This is a genomic window from Bacillus sp. NS1, assembly GCF_058248265.1.
Map to the genome: position 1 here is coordinate 37,415 of NZ_JBZAZF010000002.1, position 18,068 is coordinate 55,482.

General features: G+C 45.3%; 14 protein-coding genes. 13 read left to right on the forward strand and 1 reads right to left on the reverse strand.

All coding sequences use genetic code 11. The features are described from left to right. Positions 1–129: 129 nt before the first annotated feature. Entirely contained in the window at positions 130–3,714 is a 3,585-nt protein-coding gene (gene yhcR / locus AC4CV5_RS05670; RefSeq protein ID WP_490922237.1) for a sortase-dependent nonspecific endonuclease YhcR, read from the forward strand. Next, positions 3,711–4,307 (forward strand): sortase SrtA, encoded by a 597-nt coding sequence (gene srtA / locus AC4CV5_RS05675; RefSeq protein ID WP_326221060.1) that lies wholly within the window; start codon positions 3,711–3,713, stop codon positions 4,305–4,307. Before yhcR ends, srtA begins: the two co-directional genes overlap by 4 nt. Positions 4,308–4,337: 30 nt before the next feature. Here the strand turns inward: srtA and AC4CV5_RS05680 are convergent, their stop codons facing one another. After that, positions 4,338–5,246, reverse strand: coding sequence for an RluA family pseudouridine synthase (locus AC4CV5_RS05680; protein ID WP_326221058.1), 909 nt, complete (start codon positions 5,244–5,246; stop codon positions 4,338–4,340). Between the two features lie 110 nt (positions 5,247–5,356). On the opposite strand from AC4CV5_RS05680, the gene AC4CV5_RS05685 reads away from it, so the two are divergent. The 11 genes from AC4CV5_RS05685 (at position 5,357) to AC4CV5_RS05735 (ending at position 17,989) form a co-directional block, all read left to right on the forward strand. Then, positions 5,357–5,752 carry a YhcU family protein gene (locus tag AC4CV5_RS05685; protein WP_166853809.1) on the forward strand — a complete coding sequence of 132 codons (396 nt, stop codon included), beginning with the start codon at positions 5,357–5,359 and terminating at the stop codon, positions 5,750–5,752. Between the two features lie 137 nt (positions 5,753–5,889). After that, positions 5,890–6,312: a CBS domain-containing protein gene (locus tag AC4CV5_RS05690; protein ID WP_490922238.1), complete on the forward strand. Its 423-nt coding sequence runs from the start codon at positions 5,890–5,892 to the stop codon at positions 6,310–6,312. Between the two features lie 125 nt (positions 6,313–6,437). Beyond that, positions 6,438–7,100, forward strand: a complete 663-nt coding sequence (locus AC4CV5_RS05695; RefSeq protein ID WP_166853807.1) for an HAD family hydrolase — start codon at positions 6,438–6,440, stop codon at positions 7,098–7,100. 15 nt (positions 7,101–7,115) lie between these two features. Then, complete coding sequence (locus AC4CV5_RS05700; RefSeq protein ID WP_222142490.1) at positions 7,116–8,657, forward strand: bifunctional GNAT family N-acetyltransferase/carbon-nitrogen hydrolase family protein; 1,542 nt, start codon at positions 7,116–7,118, stop codon at positions 8,655–8,657. Between the two features lie 112 nt (positions 8,658–8,769). Further along, the gene (locus tag AC4CV5_RS05705; RefSeq protein ID WP_490922240.1) at positions 8,770–9,684 is read left to right on the forward strand and encodes an AEC family transporter; all 915 of its coding nucleotides are present in this window, start codon (positions 8,770–8,772) and stop codon (positions 9,682–9,684) included. A gap of 147 nt (positions 9,685–9,831) precedes the next feature. Continuing rightward, positions 9,832–11,184, forward strand: coding sequence for an aspartate aminotransferase family protein (locus tag AC4CV5_RS05710; RefSeq protein WP_456521004.1), 1,353 nt, complete (start codon positions 9,832–9,834; stop codon positions 11,182–11,184). A gap of 30 nt (positions 11,185–11,214) precedes the next feature. Further along, positions 11,215–11,790 carry a glycerol uptake operon antiterminator GlpP gene (gene glpP, locus AC4CV5_RS05715; RefSeq protein ID WP_166853804.1) on the forward strand — a complete coding sequence of 192 codons (576 nt, stop codon included), beginning with the start codon at positions 11,215–11,217 and terminating at the stop codon, positions 11,788–11,790. Positions 11,791–11,968: 178 nt separating this feature from the next. Further along, complete coding sequence (gene glpF, locus AC4CV5_RS05720) at positions 11,969–12,793, forward strand: glycerol uptake facilitator protein GlpF (RefSeq protein WP_166853803.1); 825 nt, start codon at positions 11,969–11,971, stop codon at positions 12,791–12,793. Between the two features lie 18 nt (positions 12,794–12,811). Next, positions 12,812–14,302, forward strand: coding sequence for a glycerol kinase GlpK (gene glpK / locus AC4CV5_RS05725; RefSeq protein WP_490922242.1), 1,491 nt, complete (start codon positions 12,812–12,814; stop codon positions 14,300–14,302). 141 nt (positions 14,303–14,443) lie between these two features. Beyond that, complete coding sequence (gene glpD / locus AC4CV5_RS05730) at positions 14,444–16,111, forward strand: glycerol-3-phosphate dehydrogenase (RefSeq protein ID WP_166854699.1); 1,668 nt, start codon at positions 14,444–14,446, stop codon at positions 16,109–16,111. A 132-nt stretch (positions 16,112–16,243) separates the two neighbouring features. Then, positions 16,244–17,989 carry a phospho-sugar mutase gene (locus tag AC4CV5_RS05735; protein ID WP_490922244.1) on the forward strand — a complete coding sequence of 582 codons (1,746 nt, stop codon included), beginning with the start codon at positions 16,244–16,246 and terminating at the stop codon, positions 17,987–17,989. The last annotated feature ends 79 nt before the right edge of the window (positions 17,990–18,068 follow it).

Sequence of the window (18,068 nt, forward strand, 5' to 3'; positions counted from 1 at the left end):
AGATCAGCTGTATTATGTGTCAGTCTGGCGCGTTTTATGCAGAAGCCCGAAAGGAATTATATGCTGTCTGTCGAAATGATAAGCAGACAAAGTCGTTGTCATAATGTGTATATTAAGGGAGGAAAAATGATGAGGCGTATTCTGCATATTGTCTTGATCACAGCATTGATGTTCTTGAATGTGATGTACACGTGCGAAGCTGTAAAGGCAGCTGAGCCACAACAGCCGCTAACGGTTGATAAGGCGATACAGCAAAAAGAAGGACAGGCGCTTGTTGAAGGATATGCTGTCGGCCAGGCTGTTTCCCCGCAGCATTATAAGCTGACAAGCCCTTTTTCAAATGATTATAATGTCGCGCTGGCAGACAGTAAAAACGAGACATCGTCTGATCACATCCTTCCTGTGCAAATCCCCTCCGCCTTCAGAAGCCAATTTGGGCTGCAAACCAATCCGCTTCTTCTAGGAAAAAAGATAACTGTTCAAGGAAAGCTTGAAGATTACTTTAATACGACAGGACTTAAGAATGTTCAGTCGATGGATGTAACTGATGACACGAAAACTCCGCCGGCTGAACAGCCAGTCACAATACATGAAGCGCGGGGACGGCTGAATGAAGAAGTAACGATAAAAGGGATCGTCACTGCTGATCAAAGTGCGGTCGGAGGCGGGAAGCTGTCGACCTATATGCAGGATGAAACCGGGGGCATTAACATTTATTCGGCTGTACCGGGGCAATTTCCTGAATTAAAAGAAGGCATGGATATCACGGTGACAGGGAAAATCACAACATACCAAGGGCTGAAAGAAATTGTTCCAAAATCATCAGGCATCAAAATCAACCAGTCAAACCAATCTCTCCCCGCTCCTAAACATTCAACAATCGATGAACTGGTTAACAGCAGTCTGGGTGATCAGTTTGAAGGCCGCCTTGTAACACTAAAAGCGTTTGTTTCCTCAATTCCAAATTCTCCTGCCGGCGGCGGTTACAATGTAACGATGATTGATGAAGACCACCATGCTATGACGCTCCGGGTTATGAATGAAACAGGGGTGATAGACGAACTTGATGAGGGTAAATGGTATGAATTTACCGGTGTATTAAGCAGATACCAATCCCTTCAGCTACTTCCGCGAAAAGCGTCTGACGTGAAGCTGCTAGAAGAACAGCCCGCACCTCCAGCTGTGGAGGGTGAATATGAAGGTATTGTTGACCGGGTTGTTGACGGTGATACCATCCATCTTAAATCTCCGGTACTTGGAACGACAAAAATCCGTTTTGTAAATGTAGATACACCTGAAACGTATCACACACCCAAAAATGAAGCAGACGAAAATCAATTAAGATTTGGCAAAAAAGCATCTGACTATCTAAAAACGGTTCTGTCTTCAGGAGATAAAATTACGGTTAAGGTCGGAAGTGAAGCCAAGGACAGCTATGGCAGACTTCTTGGGCAGGTCATAACCGAATCGGGTTCAAACGTGAACTTAGAGCTTGTGAAAAATGGCTATGCTCCGACATATTTTATTTGGCCGGTTGACAATGAAGAGGATTATCAGCAGTTTCAGGCTGCCGTTGCTGCCGCGAAGAAAGAGCAAAAAGGAATTTGGAATGAAGACGATCCCCTCTTGGAAATGCCGTTTGAATTTAGAGCTAGAGAGCAAGGAAAAGGCCTGACAAGATATGTGGGAGATTCGTCAAATAAAACGTATGTGCAGCCGGCCGACTGGAAGCAGGTAGCTGTGGAAAACAGAATTTTCTTCGCCTCAGCAAGTGAAGCGGGGAACGCAGGATATAAAAAGAGGCAAACGGCACCTCAAGAAAATATACCGCTTAGAATTCTCGGCATGAATGATTTGCATGGCAAGATCGATCAGCAATATGAGCTTGATCTCGATGGGAACGGAGCTGCAGACGGCACATTTGGACGCATGGACTATGCCGCCGCATATTTGAAGGAGAAAAAGGCCGAAAAGAAAAACACGCTGATTGTGCACGCGGGAGATATGATTGGAGGCAGCTCTCCAGTTTCATCTCTTCTTCAAGATGAACCGACTGTAGAGCTGATGGAGGACATCGGATTTGATGTCGGAACTGTCGGCAATCACGAGTTCGATGAAGGCACGGATGAACTGCTGAGGATCTTAAATGGCGGAGACCACCCGAAAGGCACAAGCGGATATGATGGACAGAACTTTCCCCTCGTATGCGCCAATTGTAAAATGAAATCTACAGGAGAGCCCTTTTTGCCGGCATATGACATCATAAATGTGGAGGGCATACCCGTTGCTTTTATCGGGGTTGTCACACAGTCGGCCGCGGGCATGGTCATGCCAGACGGAATAAAAAACATCGAGTTTACAGATGAAGTAACAGCGGTGAATGAGGCGGCAGAAGAGCTGAAGAAAAAAGGCGTAAAGGCCATCGCGGTTCTCGCGCATATGTCAGCCGAACAGAATGGCACCGCAATTACCGGTGAATCTGCTGATCTTGCAAACAAAACAGATTCTGAAATCGACGTGATTTTTGCAGCGCATAATCATAAGGTTGTTAACGGTGAAGTGAATGGAAAACTGATTGTTCAGGCGTTTGAATATGGAAAAGCCATAAGTGTTGTTGATGTAGAGCTCGATAAAACGACAAAAGACATTGTCAAAAAGTCGGCGGAAATCCTATATGTTGATCAAAGTAAAATAGAACCGGATGCCAGAGCGTCAGCCATTTTAAAGAAATATCAAACACTTGCTGAGCCGATTATCAGCGAGGTCGTCGGCGAAGCGGCTGTTGATATGGAAGGGGGGTATTCGAATGATGGTGATACGCCTCTTGGAAACCTGATTGCGGATGGCATGCGAGCGGCCATGAAAACAGATTTTGCCCTAATGAATGGCGGCGGAATACGTGAAGCGCTGAAGAAGGGACCCATTATGTGGGGAGATCTTTACAATATCCAGCCGTTCGGAAATGTGTTAACGAAGCTTGAGATTAAAGGGAAAGATTTAAGAGAGATTGTCAATGCGCAAATCTCGCCGGTTTTTGGGCCTGACTACAGCATCAGCGGGTTTACGTATACGTGGGACAAAGAAACCGGAAAAGCTGTCGATATGAAAATGGCAGATGGCACCGAGATTCAGCCCGATACCACATATACATTGACCGTCAACAATTTTATGGCGACAGCAACAGGAACCAAATATCAGCCAATCGGACTGCTTGGGAAAAATCCGGTAACAGGGCCTGAGGATTTGGACGCGACAGTTGAGTACGTAAAAAGCTTTGATGAGCCTATTGTGTATACAAAAGAGGGAAGAATTAAACTAGCTGAAGCCGGCGGCATTGAAGACCCTGTAACAGAAGATCCAGTTACGGAAGAGCCGGGAGATGACCCGGGAACGGAGCAGCCGGTTAAAGAGGACCCAGCACCTGGGGAAGACCAGACAGATATAAAAGAGACTCCAGGCACTGTGCCGGTTCATCAGCTGACGCCTTCAGACATTTTGAGATTAGGTGAAATGCCGAGCGATGAAAAAAATGCTGACACAGCCGGTAAGATCAGCACATTGCCTTTACAAAACGGAACTTCGAAAGGCGGGTCTGATCATCAGCTTCCGGATACATCAGCGGGCCACTATAACTTTATGGTAATCGGCGCGGCGGTGACACTGTCAGGAACTTATCTATATGTCAGAAGAAAAAGGAGCGCCTCCAGAACGTGAAAAAGATTATTCCACTCGTCATTATTGCGGTCGGTCTTTTGATCACAGGCTATGGAGGCCTTAAATTGATCGATACGAATATGAAGACCGAACAGACATTAAAAGAAGCAAAACTGGCGGCTGAAAAGCCGCAGGAAGCTTCGGACACGAAACAAAGCGCAGGTCAAGCAGGGAACAAAGCATCATTTAAGCCTGAGACCGGCCAAGCGAGCGGCATCTTAGAAATACCGAAAATCAACGCAGAGCTTCCGATCGTGGAGGGCACTGATGCAGATGATTTAGAAAAAGGTGTCGGGCATTACAAGGACAGCTATTATCCTGATGAAAACGGGCAAATTGTGTTGTCAGGACATCGGGATACCGTGTTTCGCCGGACGGGAGAGCTGGAAAAGGGGGATCAGCTCCGTATACTCCTGTCATATGGAGATTTCACATATGAAATTGTAAAAACAAAAATTGTCGATAAGGATGACACATCCATTATTACGCTCCAGCATGAAAAGGAAGAGCTTATTCTTACGACCTGTTATCCGTTTTCATATGTCGGAAACGCCCCGAAGCGCTATATTATATACGGAAAACGAGTCACTTAAAAAGCCGCAGGCCATTCCTGCGGCTTTTCTTCATGAAAAATAAGTGTGGCAAAGGTTTTCTATATCAGCCGGGAAAGGCGCTTCGGCAACAATCAGCTCGCCGGTTATCGGGTGAATGGCTTGTACCTTTTTGGCGTGGAGCGCCTGTCTGTTTAGCAGCTTGCTCCCGCCTCCGTAAAGCAAGTCTCCTGTCAGCGGGTGGCCGATGCTCGCCATATGAACACGAATTTGGTGTGTTCTGCCTGTTTCCAGCTCTAATTCAACGAGCGACAGCCGCTCTTTCGCATTGCTGGCAATTACCTTGAAATGAGTGACGGCTGTTTGACCCCCTGGTGAAATCCGGCGTCTTGTCGGGTGTGATCTGTCTCTGCCGATCGGTGAATCAATTGTCCCTTTTTTTGACTTTAGCCTTCCTTCAGCGATGGCGGTATACGTGCGTTTAAGCGTCTTTTTCTCTAATTGCTGATCCAGGATGGCCTGTGCCAAACGATGCTTGGCAAAAACGATTGCGCCGGAGGTATCCTGATCAAGACGATGGACGTGGCGCACCTTGCATATTTCCCCATTTACCTGATAATGGTATGCAATCAAATTAGCCAGTGTGCCAGTTTGGCCATCCTCATTCGGATGCGTCGCTATGCCCGCAGGTTTATTGACGATAAGCATGTGATTGTCCTCAAATAAAATGTCAAGCTCTCCATAATGTGGTATGACGGAGGATTCTTCACTTTCCTGAAGATCAATGAACACACGGTCTCCTTTTTTTACGATAACATTGTTTATGATGGCTTCGTGATTGACCTTTATCTGATGATGGGACATCCAGTCTTGAATCACGGGTTTAGAGGCTTTGAGCGCTGTTTTCAGTACAGAAAACAGCCATTGGCCATCTTGTTTTTCATTGATGAGGAACTCAAGCCCTCTGCCTTTTTGTTTCATGTCAAATGGCTCCTTTTCGAAGCGGAAGGCTGCTGTTTCTCATAGGAAACACTTACCTTAGCTTTCGTGTTTTTTTCTGTGCTATTCTTGATTAAGACTTAGGATATTCGATGGCAAGAAAGGTGATTGACGTGAGAATTGTGAACGCAGCAACTGCAGAACAGGAGAGCTTTATCAAGGAGCTGTCAATGGAGCTGATCCATGATGTATTTCCTCTTTATTTCTCCGAACTGGACATTCAGCGCTTTAAAAAGAAAGGCGTTTTGTCTTTAAATAACCATTATTACCAAGGAACATTAAAAGAAGCATTTCAAATCATGGCTTGTCTGCAAATGATACATATTATCCTGACCAAGCCTTCGCCGCACACAGATTTGAGTGATCAGGCGATTTTTGAAAAAAACAGCAAGATGCTGAATGATTTTGGAATTTATTTTCCATTTTCTTTTTCCGACTTTCAAACGAAGACTAACAAAGCCTTTTTTGGTCATAGAAGGCTGATATAACTAGGCAGCAAGAGCTTTTCCATTTTCAGAAAAGCTCTTTTTTGCATCAGAGAAATCATATCATAAAACCTTTCCTCTAACTCCCTTTTTAATCGGCACGTGTCTGAACATACTAATGATTGAAAGGGGTGCTGACAATGAGTTCAGTAAGAAATACAATGACAACGCAGGTGGCAACCGTTTCTCCGAATCAAACGATTCAGGAAGCGGCTTCTCTCATGAAACAGCATAACGTCGGGGCAATTCCCGTTGTAGAGCAAGGTGTTTTAAAAGGAATGCTGACTGACCGTGACATTGCATTAAGAACTACAGCTCAGGGCCGAGATGGCCAGACACCCGTTTCAGAAGTGATGTCAACAGACCTCGTATCAGGAAATCCTAATATGAGTCTGGAAGACGCGTCGCAGCTGATGGCCCAGCACCAAATCCGCCGCCTTCCTATTGTAGATCAAAACAATCTAGTCGGGATCGTTGCGCTTGGAGACCTGGCAGTCAATCAGATGTCGAACGAGTCTGCAGGAGAAGCGCTGACAAACATTTCTCATCATAACATTCATTAATAAGAAAGAGCTTGCGGTGTGCAGGCTCTTTCTTCACATAAACCTTACTTTTTGAAAGCAGTCATGTTTCGGGGTATAGTGAGTGTATACATATGTCTCAATTCGGACTAAAGGAGTTGTACGCAGTGATTAAAGCGTTAATTTTTGATTTTGACGGACTGATTCTAGATACAGAAACACATGAATATGAAGTCCTTCAGGAAATATTTGAGGAACACGGCTCAGTCCTGCCGCTGTCTGTCTGGGGAGAGGTAATTGGAACAGCCGCAGGATTTCGGCCTTTTGATTATTTAGAAGAGCAGATCGGCAAAAAGCTGAACCATGAAGAGCTGACAAAACTGAGAAGAGAGCGGTTTGCCAAACGCATGGAAACAGAAAAAGCGAGACCGGGTGTCGAAGCGTATCTGAATGCGGCAAAGGATTTAGGCTTAAAAGTAGGCCTTGCCTCCAGCTCTGATTATAAGTGGGTGTCTGGCCATTTGAAGCAAATCGGCTTGTTTGATGATTTTGAGGTCATTCAAACGGCGGATGATGTGGAAGAGGTGAAGCCGAATCCTGAACTGTATTTATTAGCGGCAAAGAATCTTGGTGTATCGCCATCGGAATGTCTCGCGTTTGAGGATTCTGTCAACGGTTCGATTGCTGCGAAAAGAGCGGGCATGAAGTGTGTCATTGTCCCGAATAAAGTCACGGGCACCTTGATGTTTGAAGACTATGATCACAGGCTTGAATCAATGGCGGAGATGGAGCTCGCCCTATTGCTTGATCATCTGAATAAACAACGCTAGAAAGGAGCGAGTAGATTGTCTGAGAAATTAGATTTGACCCGTTTTGAAAAGAAAATGGTCATTCGCAATATCGAAGAGAAAGACATCGATAAGATTATCGATCTTCAAAAGGATTGCTTTCCGGGGATGGAGCCTTGGAAGCGGGAGCATTTAATCAGCCATTTGGAGCATTTTCCCGAAGGGCAGTTTTGTGCAGAATTCGAAGGTGAAATTATCGGTTCGTGCTCAAGTCTCCTGATTAATTTTGATGAATATGATGACCGCCATACGTGGCAGGACATTACAGATGACGGTTATATCACCAACCATAATCCGGACGGCTTGAATATGTACGGAATTGAGGTCATGGTGCATCCGAAATACAGACGAATGAAGATCGGCCACCGTTTGTACGAGGCGAGAAAGGACTTGGCCAGACGCTTAAATCTGAAAAGCATCATTATAGGCGGACGGATCCCAAACTATCATAAATATGCAGACGAAATGACGGCGAGAGAGTATGTTGAACAGGTGACTCGCCACCAAATTTACGATCCGGTCCTATCTTTTCAGTTGATGAACGGCTTTACCCTTATGCGGATTAACCCGAATTATCTCCCTGATGATACGGCTTCGATCAAGTATGCGACGCTGATGGAATGGAATAATGTCGATTATCTTCCGCAGCAGACAAAACGCTATTATAAATCGGCGTTCCCTGTGAGAATTTGTGTGATTCAATACGAAATGAAGAAAATTTATTCCTTTGATGAATTTGCGAATCAAGTAGAATACTATGTCGATGTCGCTTCTGACGCAAGATCTGATTTTGCGGTGTTCCCGGAAATTTTCACAACCCAGCTGATGTCTTTCCTTGAGGAACGGTCACCGAGCTTGGCGGTACAGAGAATTACTGAGTATACAGAAGATTACATCAGTCTATTTACTGATTTGGCCGTGAAGTACAACGTCAACATTATCGGCGGATCTCATTTCGTCGAAGAGGAAGGCAAGATTTATAATATCGCTTACCTGTTCAGACGGGACGGAACGATCGAGAAGCAATATAAACTCCATATTACGCCGAATGAACGCAAATGGTGGGGAATCAGCGCCGGAGATCAGGTTCGCGTGTTCGATACGGACTGCGGAAAAATCGCGATTCAGATCTGTTACGACATTGAATTTCCTGAGCTTGCCCGGATTGCGGCGGACAAAGGCGCAAAAATCATTTTTACGCCATTTTGTACAGAAGACCGCCAAGGCTATTTGCGTGTCAGATACTGTTCGCAGGCAAGAGCGGTTGAAAATCAAATTTATACGGTTATCTCAGGAACGGTTGGAAACCTTCCGCAAACGGAAAATATGGATATCCAATATGCTCAGTCAGGCATCTTTGCACCATCTGATTTTGAATTCGCAAGAGACGGCATTGTCGGTGAAACAAACCCTAATATTGAAATGGTCGTTATCGGCGATGTTGACCTGGAAATACTCAGAAGACAGCGCCAAAATGGTACAGTGCGTCAGCTAAAGGACAGACGGCGTGATGTTTATCATATTCAATATAAAAAATAATCCCGAAACCCGCCCGAATATTGGCGGGTTTTTTGATCAAAAACGGAATTGAAACGATTACGCGCTTTCTTTAAAATAAAAGTAAATTGTATATCGGAAAAGAAGGTGCCCTATGGAGTTTCTGCTTGTTTTAGTCCCCGTTTTCGGAATTTTCGCAATCGGTTATATTGGACAGAAAACGCTCGGCTTTGATATTCAAACACTGTCCAAAATGTCCTTATACTTAATGTCTCCTTTTCTTGCATTTGATACGTTCTATACTAACAAGCTGACGATGGTTTATGTCTATCTCTCTATTTTTGTGCTGGGGCTTTGCCTGGTCCTTGTTCTGTTTGTCTACTTTTTATCTTTTTTTCATAAGTACCCGAACCAAGATCGCTGTGCAATAATCCTGTCATCCGCTTTTATGAATAACGGCAATTACGGCACGCCTGTTGTTCTGCTGGTGTTTGGGACAGCCGGACTGGACACGGCCGTTGTGTTAATGGTGTTGCAGCAATTAATCATGAGTACGATCGGCATGTATTATGCGGCAAAAGGAGGTTCGGAGGAAGGCGGATTTAAAATGGTCATGACCCGGGTTATTCGTATGCCTGTTGCGTACGGGGCACTTTTCGGTGCAATACTTCAGCTTATGGATATTTCAATCCCTAAAGAGTTAATGACGGGAATTGAGCTGGTCGGAAATGCGGCCATTCCTATGATTATGATCATTCTTGGCATGCAGCTTGCATTGATTTCTTTCAAAAATATTGAATATAGAAAAATTTCTTATTCATTGCTTTTGAAGCTGATGGTATCTCCGATGATTGCGCTAGGCTTCACAATGATATTGCCGGTGGATGACATGACAAAACAAATTATGATTCTCGTGGCCGCTATGCCGACCGCTGCCAACACGACTTTAATGGCTGTCCAGTTTAATACAAGACCGGAAGTCGTTTCGAGCGCGACCTTTATCAGCACGATGCTGAGCATTGTCACCTTGCCTGTTCTGCTTTGGATGCTGCATCCTCTTTCGTCTTGAGAAAGAGGATGTTTTATTATTTCCGGGCTTTATTGACTCTAGCCCCGTCTGGCTTTATATTGAAGGCAGGGAAATCATCACCAAGACATCACATAAGAGAAGAAGGTCTGTTTCAATTGAATTGGCACTTTAGTGAACGCTAATGAAATGGAGATGATGGGGATGGAAAACATTCAGCAAAATCAGGGATTAAAGCAAAAAGATGAGCAATTTGTGTGGCATGCCATGAAGGGAGCGCATCAAGCTGACAGCCTGATTGCCCAAAAGGCTGAAGGGGCCTGGGTGACCGACATAGACGGACGACGCTATTTGGATGCGATGTCCGGTTTGTGGTGTGTCAATATTGGTTACGGCAGAAAGGAGCTTGCGGAGGCTGCCTATGAGCAATTAAAGGAGCTGCCTTACTACCCGTTAACGCAAAGTCACGCACCGGCGATTCAACTGGCGGAAAAGCTGAATGAATGGCTTGGCGGCGATTATGTCATCTTTTTTTCCAACAGCGGATCGGAAGCAAACGAAACCGCTTTTAAAATCGCTCGCCAGTACCATCTGCAAAACGGTGACCACAGCCGTTATAAATTCATCTCAAGATACAGAGCATACCACGGCAACACATTGGGGGCGCTCTCAGCTACCGGACAGGCACAGCGGAAATATAAATATGAGCCTTTAAGCCAAGGGTTCCTGCATGCAGCTCCGCCAGATGTATACCGGAATCCTGAGGATGCCGACACGCTTGAGAGCGCAAACGAAATTGACCGCATCATGACATGGGAGTTAAGCGAAACGATTGCCGGGGTCATCATGGAGCCCATCATTACAGGCGGAGGCATCTTAATGCCGCCGGACGGATATATGAAGAAGGTGGAGGACATTTGCCGCCGCCACGGAGCTCTTTTGATTTGCGATGAAGTCATCTGTGGGTTTGGACGGACAGGCGAGCCGTTCGGGTTTATGCATTACGGCGTGAAGCCTGATATCATTACGATGGCAAAGGGAATCACAAGCGCGTATCTGCCATTGTCAGCGACTGCTGTTAAACGGGATATTTTCGAAGCGTACCAGGGTGAAGCGCCTTATGACCGTTTTCGCCACGTGAACACGTTCGGCGGAAGCCCGGCGGCCTGTGCATTGGCGTTGAAAAACCTGCAAATTATGGAGGACGAACAGCTGATTCAGCGATCCCGCGACCTTGGGGCAACGCTTTTGGGTGAGCTTCAGGCTTTAAGAGAACACCCGGCAGTCGGAGATGTGAGAGGTAAAGGGCTGCTGATCGGAATCGAGCTCGTCAAAGATAAATTGACAAAAGAGCCAGCTGATGCCGACAAAGTAAACCGAGTGGTTGCGGCGTGCAAAGAAAAAGGCCTGATCATCGGCAAAAACGGCGATACAGTCGCCGGCTACAACAACGTTATCCAGCTCGCACCGCCATTTTGCCTGACAGAAGAGGACCTTTCCTTTATCGTGAAAACGGTGAAAGATAGCTTTAAGACGATTTAATATAAAAGTGATTTGTTAAAGGAGCACACGATGAGTTTTCACAAACAGCCCATTTTACCGGCTATTCGCAATATGAAGCAATTTGATGAGTTTTTGAACAGTTCATTTTCCTACGGTGTTATTCTTGATATTCATCTCGGCCAGCTAAAGGGCGTGATCAGAGAAGCGCAAAAGCATGGAAAGAACATGATGGTGCACGTCGATCTGATTCAAGGGATCAAGCATGATGAATACGGAGCGGAGTTTATTTGCCAGGACATCAAGCCAGCCGGGATTATTTCAACAAGATCGAACGTGATTGCCAAAGCGAAGCAAAAGAAAATTTATGCGATTCAGCGCCTGTTTCTTCTTGATACAAGCGCAATGGAGAAAAGCATGGAGTTTGTCGGCAAGCATAAACCTGACTTCATTGAAGTGCTGCCTGGCATCGTCCCGTCACTTATTCGGGAAATAAAAGAGAAAACAGGGATTCCCATCTTTGCTGGCGGTTTCATCCGTACGGAAGAGGATGTGGAACAGGCATTGAAAGCGGGGGCTGTTGCTGTTACAACGTCAAATACCAAATTATGGAAGAAATATGAAAACTTTTTGACGGAAAATGATTGACACCGCTTTCATCCACTGATACAATTGCACTAGGTTAATACATTGTGATGGAGAACTCGGAGACCACAGCAGCTCTTTACGGTAAATGTTTATGCACCCGTAAAGCGGTTTGTTGTGGTTTTTTTATACCCTTCTTCTCTATCATACTTCTTAATCGTGACTTTAGGAGGAATGTGCTATGACAGCATTTTGGGGAGAAGTCATCGGTACGATGCTGCTTGTTATTTTTGGGGCAGGTGTTTGTGCAGGTGTCAATTTAAAGAGATCGCTTTCATTCCAGTCTGGCTGGATTGTTATTGTATTTGGATGGGGATTGGGTGTTGCCATGGCGGCTTATGCAGTTGGCGGCATCAGCGGAGCCCATTTGAATCCGGCGCTAACAATAGCGCTTGCATTTGTAGGAGATTTTCCATGGGAAGAGGTTCCGGCTTATATTGCGGCGCAAATGATTGGAGCCATCATCGGTGCAGTGATTATCTATCTGCATTACCTTCCGCATTGGAAGGCAACGGATGATCCCGCTGCCAAGCTGGGTGTTTTCTCAACAGGTCCCAGCATTCCGCATATATTTGCAAACGTTTTAAGTGAAGTGATCGGGACATTTGTCCTTGTGCTTGGAATCTTGGCCATTGGGGCAAATCAATTTACAGAAGGGCTTAATCCTTTAATCGTCGGTTTTCTTATTGTAGCGATCGGTATCTCTCTTGGGGGCACCACAGGCTATGCGATTAATCCGGCCCGCGACTTAGGTCCGCGGATTGCGCACGCTTTTCTTCCGATTCCGGGCAAGGGATCGTCAAACTGGAAATATGCATGGGTTCCGGTAGTCGGCCCGATTTTGGGCGGATCGTTTGGCGGCGTATTTTACAACGCCGCATTTAAAGGGCAGATCACGAGCAGTTTCTGGATTGTAAGCGTTATATTGGTTGTGGTATTGTTAGGGCTCTATGTTTATACGAAATCACATTCAGCTAAAACATTATCAAATTCAAAATATATTTAATCAAAGGGGAGACATCTTATGGAAACGTACATTTTATCCTTAGATCAGGGGACGACAAGTTCAAGAGCGATTCTGTTTAATAAAGCAGGCAAAATTGTTCACTCCGCTCAAAAGGAATTTACACAATACTTCCCGCATCCAGGTTGGGTTGAGCATAATGCGAATGAAATTTGGGGCTCTGTTCTCGCTGTTATCGCATCAGTCATTTCTGAATCTGGGATCAGTGCTTCTCAAATTGCCGGCATCGGTATCACGAACCAGCGCGAGACGACGGTTGTGTGGGATAAGGATACAGGAAAGCCTGTCTATAATGCGATCGTTTGGCAGTCCAGACAGACGTCTGGCGTTTGTGAGGAGCTTCGTGAAAAAGGACATAATGATCTATTCAGAGAAAAAACAGGACTATTAATCGATCCATATTTCTCCGGCACGAAGGTGAAATGGATTTTAGACAATGTGGAAGGTGCGAGAGAAAAAGCGGAAAAAGGCGAGCTGCTGTTTGGAACGATTGATACATGGCTCATCTGGAAAATGTCAGGCGGAAAAGCGCATGTGACTGATTACTCCAATGCCTCCAGGACGCTGATGTTTAATATTTATGATTTAAAATGGGACGATGAACTGCTTGAGATTTTAGGCGTACCGAAATCCATGCTGCCTGAGGTGAAGCCATCTTCCCATGTGTATGCTGAAACTGTTGATTACCACTTCTTCGGAAAAAATATCCCGATTGCGGGAGCGGCAGGCGATCAGCAGTCCGCACTGTTCGGTCAGGCATGCTTTGAAGAAGGCATGGGAAAAAACACGTACGGCACAGGATGTTTCATGCTGATGAATACAGGGGAAAAAGCAATTAAGTCCGAACACGGGCTGTTGACGACAATCGCTTGGGGCATTGACGGAAAAGTTGAATATGCTTTAGAAGGAAGTATTTTTGTCGCAGGCTCCGCCATCCAATGGCTCAGAGACGGATTGAGATTGTTCCAGGATTCCTCGCTAAGCGAATCTTACGCGGAGAAAGTGGATTCAACTGCCGGCGTATACGTTGTTCCCGCATTTGTCGGCTTAGGAACACCTTACTGGGACAGCGATGTGCGCGGTTCGGTTTTCGGCTTGACAAGAGGCACAACAAAAGAACATTTTATCCGTGCGACACTGGAGTCATTGGCTTATCAGACAAAAGATGTGCTTGACGCAATGGAAGCTGATTCAAACATTTCATTAAAAACGCTTCGTGTAGACGGAGGAGTTGTGAAAAATAATTTCTTGATGCAGTTCCAAGGCGATTTGCTGAATGTTCCTGTGGAACGACCTGAAATTAATGAAACAACTGCGCTTGGCGCGGCCTATTTGGCAGGTATTGCTGTGGGATTCTGGAAGGACCGTTCTGAAATCGCGAACCAGTGGAATCTGGATAAACGGTTTGAACCGAAATTAGAAGAAGAAAAACGAAATGAGCTGTATACAGGCTGGCAAAAAGCCGTGAAAGCAGCTATGGCTTTTAAATAAAGTAAAAGTATGATATAATAGTTACAAGTTAATAAGAACGGTCCTGAGATGAGGAGAGACCACAGCACCAAAGTGTAAACATGCACTTTGGCTGTTGTGGTCTCTTTTTCTATTTACACACCGTGACAACAAGGAGGAGCAATAATGAAACATCAATTTTCAAGTCTTGAAAGAGATCGCATGCTGACAGACATGACGAAAAAAACATATGATCTATTTATTATCGGAGGAGGAATTACAGGAGCAGGAACAGCTCTTGACGCGGCATCAAGGGGAATGAAGGTCGCGCTCAGCGAAATGCAGGATTTCGCGGCGGGAACATCAAGCCGATCAACGAAGCTTGTGCATGGCGGTTTGCGCTATTTAAAACAATTTGAAGTGAAAATGGTCGCTGAAGTAGGAAAAGAGCGGGCAATCGTTTATGAAAACGGTCCGCATGTTACTACACCGGAATGGATGCTCCTTCCGTTTCATAAAGGCGGCACATTCGGTTCATTCACAACTTCTATCGGTTTAAGAGTTTATGACTTCTTAGCAGGTGTGAAAAAATCAGAACGAAGAAGCATGCTTTCAGCAAAAGAAACGCTGCAAAAAGAGCCTTTGGTGAAAAAAGACGGCTTAAAAGGCGGCGGTTATTATGTTGAGTACCGCACTGACGATGCAAGACTGACAATCGAGGTCATGAAGGAAGCGGTTAAATTCGGTGCAGAGCCTGTGAATTATTCCAAAGTGAAGGAGCTCCTTTACGAAAAAGGCAAAGCAGTCGGCGTATTAATTGAAGATATGCTGACAAAAAAAGAATATAAAGTGTACGCGAAAAAAATTGTCAATGCGACAGGCCCTTGGGTAGACCAGCTCAGAGAAAAAGACCATTCCAAAAACGGAAAGCATTTGCAGCATACAAAAGGCATTCACCTTGTATTTGACCAGTCTGTCTTTCCGCTGAAACAGGCAGTATATTTCGATACACCTGACGGCCGTATGGTATTTGCGATTCCTCGAGAAGGCAAAACATACGTGGGAACAACAGACACCGTTTACAAAGAGGCGCTAGAGCATCCTCGAATGACAACGGAGGATCGTGATTATGTCATCAATTCAATCAATTACATGTTCCCGGAACTGAATATCACTGCGAATGACATCGAATCCAGCTGGGCGGGGCTGCGTCCGCTGATTCATGAAGAAGGCAAAGACCCTTCTGAAATTTCACGGAAAGACGAGATTTGGACATCTGACTCAGGCTTGATCACCATCGCGGGCGGAAAACTGACCGGATACAGAAAAATGGCAGAGCACATCGTCGATCTTGTGCGTGATCGCTTAAAAGAAGAAGGCGAAAAGGATTTCGGACCATGTAAAACGAAAAACATGCCAATCTCTGGAGGACACGTCGGCGGTTCTAAAAATCTTATGTCCTTCGTTACTGCGAAAACAAAAGAAGGAATCGCAGCCGGCTTATCAGAAAAAGACGCAAAACAGCTGGCGATCAGATACGGCTCTAACGTAGAGCGAGTCTTTAACCGAGTGGAAGCGCTGAAAGATGAGGCCGCAAAACGCCACATTCCGGTTCATATTCTTGCTGAGGCAGAATACAGTATAGAAGAAGAGATGACGGCAACACCTGCTGACTTCTTTGTCCGCAGAACGGGACGTTTATTTTTTGATATCAATTGGGTAAGAACATATAAAGATGCCGTTATTGATTTTATGAGCGAGCGATTCCAATGGGATGAGCAAGCGAAAAACAAACATACAGAAAACCTCAACAAGCTTTTACACGATGCGGTTGTACCGCTCGAACAATAAATCATAACGGGCTGTCTGTCAGCCCGTTATTTCTTTTTACGTGCCGAAAGTGCCAGACCTCAGGTTATCAAGTGACAGAGGCACCCGCTTCATATAAAATAATGGCATAAGCTGATACATAGGAGGACGAATATGACTTGGAGAAAGAGCTATGAACGCTGGAAACAGACTGAAAATTTAGATCCGGAACTGAAAGAGCGCCTCACTGAGTTAGAGGGGAATGAACAGGTTCTTGAGGACTGCTTCTATAAAAACCTTGAATTCGGTACCGGCGGAATGCGCGGAGAAATCGGCGCCGGGACTAATCGGATGAATATTTACACTGTTCGCAAAGCATCAGCAGGTTTTGCGGCATATATCTCGCAGCAAGGTGAGGAAGCGAAAAAGCGGGGCGTTGTCATTGCTTATGATTCCCGCCATAAATCGCCGGAGTTCGCGATGGAAGCGGCTAAAACACTTGCGACACAAGGCATCCAAACATACGTGTTTGATGAGCTTCGCCCGACGCCGGAGCTGTCATTCGCTGTCAGACAGCTGAACGCCTATGGGGGAATTGTGGTGACGGCAAGCCATAACCCGCCTGAATATAACGGCTATAAAGTATACGGAGATGACGGCGGCCAACTGCCTCCAAAGGAAGCGGACATTGTCATTGAGCAGGTAAACGCGATTGAAAATGAGCTGACGATCACTGTCGACGATGAAAATGCGTTAAAAGAAAAAGGCTTAATCAAGATCATTGGTGAAGACATTGATAAAGTCTATACAGAAAAATTGACGTCCATTTCCGTTCATCCTGAATTATCTGGAGAAGTAGATATAAACGTTGTGTTCACACCGCTGCATGGAACTGCGAATAAACCGGTCAGACGCGGTCTTGAAGCACTCGGCTACAAAAATGTAACGGTTGTCAAAGAACAGGAGCAGCCGGATTCAGACTTCTCTACTGTTAGCTCTCCAAACCCGGAAGAGCATGCGGCATTTGAATATGCCATTAAGCTTGGGGAGGAGCAGAACGCAGATATTCTCATTGCAACAGACCCTGATGCTGATCGCCTTGGCATTGCGGTGAAAAACGATCAAGGCAAATATACAGTGCTGACAGGAAACCAAACTGGTGCACTGCTGCTTCATTACTTGCTTTCTGAAAAGAAAAAACAAGGCATCCTGCCTGATAATGGTGTTGTTCTTAAAACAATCGTCACAAGTGAAATCGGGCGTGCCGTCGCTTCTTCATTCGGTCTTGATACGATTGATACGCTGACAGGCTTTAAGTTTATCGGTGAAAAGATTAAGGAATACGAGGCATCAGGCCAGTACACCTTCCAATTCGGTTATGAAGAGAGCTACGGTTACTTAATCGGGGACTTTGCCCGCGACAAAGACGCCATTCAGGCGGCGCTTTTGGCAGTTGAAGTTTGCGCGTTCTATAAAAAACAAGGAATGTCATTGTATGAAGCGCTCATCAATCTCTTTAACGAGTACGGTTTTTACCGTGAAGGGCTGAAATCCCTGACGCTGAAAGGAAAACAAGGAGCAGAGCAAATTGAAGCGATCCTTGCTTCCTTCAGACAAAACCCGCCGCAAAAAATGGCCGGCAAACAGGTTGTTACAGCCGAAGATTACGCTGTAAGCAAACGCACGCTTCTGAAGGAAAATAAAGAAGAAGCGATCGACTTGCCAAAATCAAATGTACTGAAATACTTCCTGGAAGACGGGTCTTGGTTCTGCCTTCGTCCTTCCGGAACTGAGCCAAAGGTCAAATTCTATTTCGCCGTAAAAGGCACCTCTTTAGAAGACAGTGAAACGCGTCTTTCCACTCTTTCTGATGATGTAATGAAGACGGTAGATGACATTGTAGAGGCTACAGCAAAATAATTCGAGTTTAAGCTGGATCATTATAAATGATCCGGTTTTTTTCTTTTTCTCATCCAAAAGTCTGAAAGAAAATCCTCCC